Origin of the sequence: Brevibacillus sp. HB2.2, assembly GCF_013284275.1 — a bacterium.
GTDB classification, from domain to species: Bacteria; Bacillota; Bacilli; order Brevibacillales; family Brevibacillaceae; genus Brevibacillus; species Brevibacillus brevis_D.
The window spans coordinates 1-3033 of the sequence record NZ_JABSUV010000084.1 but is presented as its reverse complement, the minus strand read 5'-3'; the positions used below and the strand labels follow the sequence as shown (position 1 = coordinate 3033).

The following is a 3033-nucleotide window of genomic DNA, read 5'->3' as shown; positions in this document are numbered from 1 at the left end:
TTTACAGAGGCGGCTTTTTTGTTCCTATTTTGTCCACACTAAAGACAAAATGATGGGCAAAGCAGGTGAGGGTAGCTGTTTACTTATATCGTGTCAGGACTCTCCTCGTTTTTTGTTGTGTATTTGTTAATGCCGGCAGCAAATTGGCTGGCTTGGAAAACAAAGCTGCTGGATATGCCAAAGGGGAGAAAGGGACATAGCAGGCCGATCCCATTATCTGGTGGTTTGGCGATGTTTGTCGGTCTCTTGTTGGTGTCAACTTTTTTTGCAGGGGCGCAAAAAACCGTTGCAGTTTTGGCAGTTGGCGGGGCCGTGTTGGTGGCCATTGGATGGATAGACGATACGTACAAGTCGCAGAAAAAAGAATTTCCGGCACTGCCGAAGCTAATGGTGCAGTTACTGGTAGCGATGATGACATTCCTCATGGATATTCGCTTTCGGGGAATCAATTTGATGTGGCTGGGGGGAGAGGAAGGGACGTACATTTCATTTCCAATCCTTGTTTCTCTGCTGATGACCGTGCTGTGGATCGTTGGTTTGATCAATATGGTGAATTTTTTGGATGGAGTCGACGGGCTTGCTGCCGGTGCTACCGCGATCTCAGCGGTGACCTTGTTCTTTTTGTCGATGCTCAAAGGTCAAGAATTAACAGCATTATTGGCAGTTGCACTGGCAGGTGCTGCACTCGCTTTTCTACGCTTCAATTTCTATCCGGCGAAAATTTTTATGGGTGATGCGGGATCGATGTTTTTGGGATTCGCTCTCGGCGTGATCTCGTTGGAAGGAACAATGAAAGGGGCTACGATCATTTCATTAGTCGTGACTGTCCTGGCAGTAGGCTTGCCCGTCGTAGACACCGTGCAGGTCATTATCAGTAGGCTTTTGGCAGGCTCCCCCATGTACCAAGCGGATCGCCGACATGTTCATCATCGGCTCATGTCCCGGGGGTTGTCAACGAAGCAGACGGTCATCATTTTGTATATGGTGAGCTTGCTGTTCTCCGTCATGGCAGTGTTTTTGTTTTACAGTCAATAATCAAATGGGGTCAAAGAAAAAGAAACGATTACGCCCTGTCTTTTTGGCCTGATAAAGTGCTTTGTCTGCATTGCTCAATAGTTGTTCAGCTTCGCTTGCAGATGCCGGATAGAGGGCAATGCCTATGCTTGTCGAAAACGGTATAGTCCGGTCCTCGATCACCCACGGCTCTTGCGTCGCCAGCAGGATACGATTCGCAATTTTTTCAACCTGACGTTCAGAGTGAATGCCGGTCAGGACGATGACAAACTCGTCTCCACCCAGACGTGCGACGATATCGCCATCTCGAACAGATGACTTGAGGCGTGTAGCGAGCATTTGCAAAAATAGATCTCCTGTGTCGTGACCCCATGTATCGTTGATTTCTTTAAAGCGGTCACAGTCCAAATAGAGGGCAGCGACCATCTCCTCTTTTGATTGGGCAGCACGTAGAGCTTGCTGGAGCTTTTCGGAGAGGAGGCGCCTGTTCGGCAATCCCGTGAGCACATCATGATACGCCATGTAGGCCAGCTGTGACTCCAGGTTTGTGCGCTCGGTAACATCGCGGGTAATGGAAAAGACATGCGTGCATACACCATTGCTATCGTAGACAGGAGAAAGAATGGATTCGCCAATGATGTCGCCATTCGCAGTAAAATGGATCGGACTCCCGCTTTTTACTGCTTGTGTGTACATGTGCTGCAATAAGCTGGCTTTTTCATGAGGATACACGTCGTCAAACGTTTTTCCGTATGCTTCCTCGCTCAATAGGGCGACGTGCATAGCGGATGGATTCATCAAGACATAGCGAAACAGATACTCCCCGTCCGCATCTTGTTCGACAGCCATGAGAAAGAACATGTCCGACATATGATCGAATAGACTGGTTAGGATATCACCATGCTGACTGATAAGTGTAGTAATATCGAATTTCTTCTCCATAACCGATATCTCCTGATAAGTGGCTTCTTAGAATGATTATAGTATAGCAAGACTGCCAAAGAAAATGATGAACCTCTGGTAATAGTGCGGGGTTTACTGGCTGTTAGCAGAAGTGGTAAAGTAAGGGTATTGTTGTTTTACGAAGGAGCATATTTTCTTATGGGCAAAAAGCTGCTCCCAGGTCTCATCCATCGCTTGCCACAAAACGCGATGTCACGGACTATGGGCAAAATTACCGCTACTCCCTTTAGTCGATTAGCCATTCAACGATACATAAAGCACTATCAAATTGATACGTCGATCATAGAAAAGCCGGCGTCAGAATACCGTACGCTGAAGGAGTTCTTCTCCCGACGCCTGAAGCCCGCAGCGAGACCGATTGCACCTGGCCCAGATACCATCGTCAGCCCGGTAGATGGAACCGTTTCGCAGCTGGGGGATATTTGTGAAGGTACCTTGATTCAAGCAAAAGGAAAAGATTTCAGTGTGAGTGAGCTTTTGGGCGGTTCGGAGGAAGAGGCCAAGCGTTACTACGGTGGCAAATTTATCACCATTTATTTGAGTCCAAGGGATTACCACCGGATTCATATGCCAGTAACGGGCGATTTGAGCAGTTACTGCTATTTGCCTGGCAGACTCTATCCCGTTAACAAGCTCGGGATTGAAAACGTAGACCGTTTGTTTGCTCGCAATGAACGCTTGGTAACTCACATCAAAACAGATAGCTTGGGCGATATGGCTTTGGTAAAAGTAGGAGCTTTGTTTGTAGGCAGCGTGAAGGTCTGCTACAACACAGCTACGACGAACATCAAGCACGGTCGCCAAACCCACGAGAAGATTGCTGGGACACCTCGTTATGAAAAAGGCTCAGAGCTGGGCTGGTTCGAATTTGGATCCACCGTCATTTTGCTGTTGGAGTCCAACGAGCTCGAATGGGCAACAGGCGTTGAAAAAGGGAAGTCTCTCTTGATGGGGCAGGCGCTCGCGACAAAGAAGGCGGAATAACGAACGAGAAGAAGAGTTCACAGTCCAGGGCAAATGCCTTGGACTTGTTTTTTCTTAGGAGATGAAGATGTA

General features: G+C 47.9%; 3 protein-coding genes. 2 read left to right on the top strand and 1 reads right to left on the bottom strand.

Going from position 1 to position 3033, the window contains the following annotated elements:
- The first annotated feature begins 129 nt into the window (after positions 1-129).
- Complete coding sequence (locus tag HP401_RS35495; RefSeq protein WP_253721218.1) at positions 130-1035, top strand: MraY family glycosyltransferase; 906 nt, start codon at positions 130-132, stop codon at positions 1033-1035.
- On the opposite strand, the gene HP401_RS35490 is transcribed toward HP401_RS35495, so the two are convergent.
- Positions 1036-1956 carry a diguanylate cyclase domain-containing protein gene (locus HP401_RS35490; RefSeq protein WP_173607608.1) on the bottom strand — a complete coding sequence of 307 codons (921 nt, stop codon included), beginning with the start codon at positions 1954-1956 and terminating at the stop codon, positions 1036-1038.
- A gap of 159 nt (positions 1957-2115) precedes the next feature.
- Here HP401_RS35490 and asd point away from each other — a divergent pair, with 159 nt between their 5' ends.
- Complete coding sequence (asd, locus tag HP401_RS35485) at positions 2116-2961, top strand: archaetidylserine decarboxylase (protein WP_016741205.1); 846 nt, start codon at positions 2116-2118, stop codon at positions 2959-2961.
- Positions 2962-3033: the final 72 nt, after the last annotated feature.

Coding starts and splice junctions, on each gene's coding strand:
- HP401_RS35495 (WP_253721218.1), top strand. CDS start 130: ATGCCGGCAGCAAATTGGCTGGCTTGGAAAACAAAGCTGCTGGATATG.
- HP401_RS35490 (WP_173607608.1), bottom strand. CDS start 1,956: ATGGAGAAGAAATTCGATATTACTACACTTATCAGTCAGCATGGTGAT.
- asd (WP_016741205.1), top strand. CDS start 2,116: ATGGGCAAAAAGCTGCTCCCAGGTCTCATCCATCGCTTGCCACAAAAC.